Origin of the sequence: Mesorhizobium sp. M7A.F.Ca.US.005.03.2.1 (genome assembly GCF_003997795.1) — a bacterium.
Classification (GTDB): Bacteria; Pseudomonadota; Alphaproteobacteria; order Rhizobiales; family Rhizobiaceae; genus Mesorhizobium; species Mesorhizobium ciceri.
Window position 1 is genome coordinate 1 of record NZ_RZRP01000809.1, and the last position, 2,849, is coordinate 2,849.

The 2,849-nt window shown below is 63.8% G+C and carries 4 protein-coding genes; 1 reads left to right on the plus strand and 3 read right to left on the minus strand.

Going from position 1 to position 2,849, the window contains the following annotated elements:
• From EN991_RS30670 to EN991_RS30680, 3 genes are all read right to left on the minus strand, one after another.
• Positions 1 to 677 (minus strand): FAD-dependent oxidoreductase (locus EN991_RS30670; protein WP_164769483.1); only part of this gene is annotated, 677 nt, incomplete at its 3' end.
• The gene (locus EN991_RS30675) at positions 674 to 988 is read right to left on the minus strand and encodes a MocE family 2Fe-2S type ferredoxin (protein WP_027161041.1); all 315 of its coding nucleotides are present in this window, start codon (positions 986 to 988) and stop codon (positions 674 to 676) included. The genes EN991_RS30675 and EN991_RS30670, both read right to left, overlap by 4 nt.
• An 88-nt stretch (positions 989 to 1,076) precedes the next feature.
• Complete coding sequence (locus EN991_RS30680) at positions 1,077 to 2,168, minus strand: fatty acid desaturase family protein (protein WP_024502008.1); 1,092 nt, start codon at positions 2,166 to 2,168, stop codon at positions 1,077 to 1,079.
• A 170-nt stretch (positions 2,169 to 2,338) separates the two neighbouring features.
• On the opposite strand from EN991_RS30680, the gene EN991_RS30685 reads away from it, so the two are divergent.
• Positions 2,339 to 2,849, plus strand: a 511-nt coding sequence (locus EN991_RS30685; RefSeq protein WP_164769484.1) for a LacI family DNA-binding transcriptional regulator, incomplete at its 3' end; no start/stop codon positions are given.

Sequence of the window (2,849 nt, forward strand, 5' to 3'; positions counted from 1 at the left end):
CCGGCAAGGGTGACGCGAACCTCGTTGCCATCGTCGGCGATGGACGCGATGCCGTCGCCGCACAGGATGTCGACGCCCTCGGCGACATGCGCCTCATGGATGATTTCCGCGACCTCCGCCGGCACGCCGCGCATCAAGATGCGAGGCTGCGCCTCGATGACGGTGACCGCGGCACCGAGCTTGCGAGCCGCGGCGGCGAGTTCGAGGCCGATAAAGCCGCCGCCGATGATGGCGATACGGTTGCCGGGGGTGAGATGCGCGCGAATGGCGAGCGCATCAGCGAAGGTTCTGAGATAGACGCAGCGCGGACCCAGGCCCGGCATCGGCAGCTTGCGCGGCGTCGAACCGGTTGCCAGCAGGAGCTTTTCGTAAGGCAGGACCGATCCGTCCGACAGGCGCACAGTATGCGCCGTGCGGTCGATCGCGACGGCCTGGACGGAATGGACATGCCGGATCGACTTCTCGGTCAGAATTGCGTCGCTGGCGATCGCCTTGATCCCGGGCGCATCGCTGGCCATCGCCTCCTTGGACAGAGGCGGGCGCTCATAGGGCAGATGCGGCTCGTCGCCGACCAGCGTCACCGGCCCCTGATAATCGAGGTCGCGCAGCGCCAATGCCGCCCGCCCGCCGCATTCGCCGGCGCCGATGATGAGCATCCCCCCCGCCATATCGGTCATCCGATCTGGATCAGGACTTTGCCGGCATCGACCTTGACCGGATAGGTCTTGAGATTGACGCAGACCGGCGCACCGCGGGCGTCACCCGTCTTGTAGTTGAAGCGCCCATTGTGCTTGGGGCATTCGATGATGTCGTCCATCACCAGCCCGTCGGCCAGGTGCACCTTTTCATGCGTGCAGAGGCCGTCGGTGGCGAAGAACTCGTCGTCGGGGCTGCGATAGATGGCGAAGGTGCGGCCGCCATGGTCGAAGCGCATCACATCCTCCTCGTCTATGTCGCCGGTGGCGCAGGCCTCGACCCAGTCGCTCATTCAAGTCCTCCCAAAAGCAAAAAAGTGCGCAGCGGTTTTCCGTCCGGAATTGCGTTAAATAAACAGTCTAGATCGGATGGAAGCACGATCATTCCGCCGCGGCGGCGATAGTGTCGTTGTGGAATTCCTCGCGATATGGCCGTGCGGTCGGCGGCAGCTCGCGCTTGAGGAAATAGTCCTCGTTGCGCAGCTGGCGCAGGAAGACCGGGATCATCTCGCGGTAGCCGGCCAGGATCGACGGTGTCGGTTCCGGCAGATCGTGCTTGATCAGTTCGTGCAGCCTCGGCAGCGCATGATAGGGCACCATCGGAAACATGTGATGCTCGACATGGTAGTTCATGTTCCAGTAGATGAAGCGGCTGATCGGGTTCATGTAGACGGTGCGGCTGTTCAGCCTGTGGTCGGTGACATTGTCGGCCAGGCCACCATGCTGCAGCAGCCCGACCATGACATGGTGCCAGGCGCCGTAGAGCCTGGGCAGGCCGACCAGCATCAGCGGCAGGAACGAACCGGTGTAGAGCGCCAGCCCGACGGTGGCGGCATAGATCGCCGTCCAGATGCGGGCGACGCGGATCGCCTTGGGCTGCTCCTGTTCTGGAATGAAGGTCTTTTCGGCGGCGCTGACGGTGCCGGCGGCGTTGCGCAGCATATCGCTCATCGCATGCCAGGCGTCGAGCACGCCGACGAAGCCCAGCATGGCGCGAACCAGATCCGGCGGCCGCATCACCGAGATTTCCGGGTCGCGGCCGACGATGATGGTGTCGGTGTGGTGGCGCGTGTGGCTCCAGCGCCAGGTCACCGGATTGCGCATGATCATGAAGCAGGCGATCTGATAGACCGCATCGTTCATCCATTGCGTGCGGAAGGCGGTGCCGTGACCGCATTCGTGCCAGCGTGAATCCGTCGAGGAGCCGTAGAGCACGCCATAGACGAAGAAGAACGGCACGCACCACCATGTGCCCCAGAGCCAGGCGCCGCCGGCGCCACTGACGATCAGGGCGGCGAACCAGATCGCGGTATCGCGGATCGCCGGCCCGTCGGAGCGCTGCATCAGCTCCTTCATCTGCTTGCGCGGTATGTCGGTGTGATACCACTCGGCCGCCGACAGGCCGGTCTCGACGGCGAGCTTGGCGTCGCGGCCGATCAGGCTGTAGTCACGCCGGGACGGCGCAGTGGACATGATTGCCTCCCTCGGCAAAGGCATCCGCCAGAGCGAATGCCATGAAATCCCTTGGCTTCGGGCGTCAAAGTAACGCCGACTGATGATAGACTCAACATCATAAAGATAGTTTCTATCATTTCCCATCAGGATGATGTACGAAGGGCTCGAGCAAACCCGACGAGGCAAGCATGGTGAAGCGGCCGACAATATCCGATCTGGCGCGCATCTCGGGCGTCAGTGTCGCCACCGTCGACCGCGTGCTGAACAACCGGCTGCCGGTGCGCGAAGAGACAGCGCGCCGCGTCTACGAGACCGCTACCGACATCGGCTACCACGCCGCCGGCCTTATCAAGCAGCGCATGCGCCAGGAGTTGCCGGAGTACCGCCTGGGCTTCCTGCTGCTGCGGGGCAACGATGCCTTCTACGGTGACTTCGCGCGGGAACTCGAACTGGCCATCTCGCAATCGCAGCGCTTCCGCGGCGTTGCGAGCATCGATTTCGCCAGCTCCCTGGCTCCCGACGAGATCGCCTCCCAGATGCGCAGGCTGGCGGCGAAATCGAGGGCCATCGCCGTTGTCGGTCCGGACCATCCGACCCTGACAGCGGTCGTGGAAACCTTGAAGGCGAGAGGACAGCCGGTCTTTTCGGTGCTGTCCGACTTTGCCGCCGGCATCCGGGAGGGCTATATCGGCCTCGACA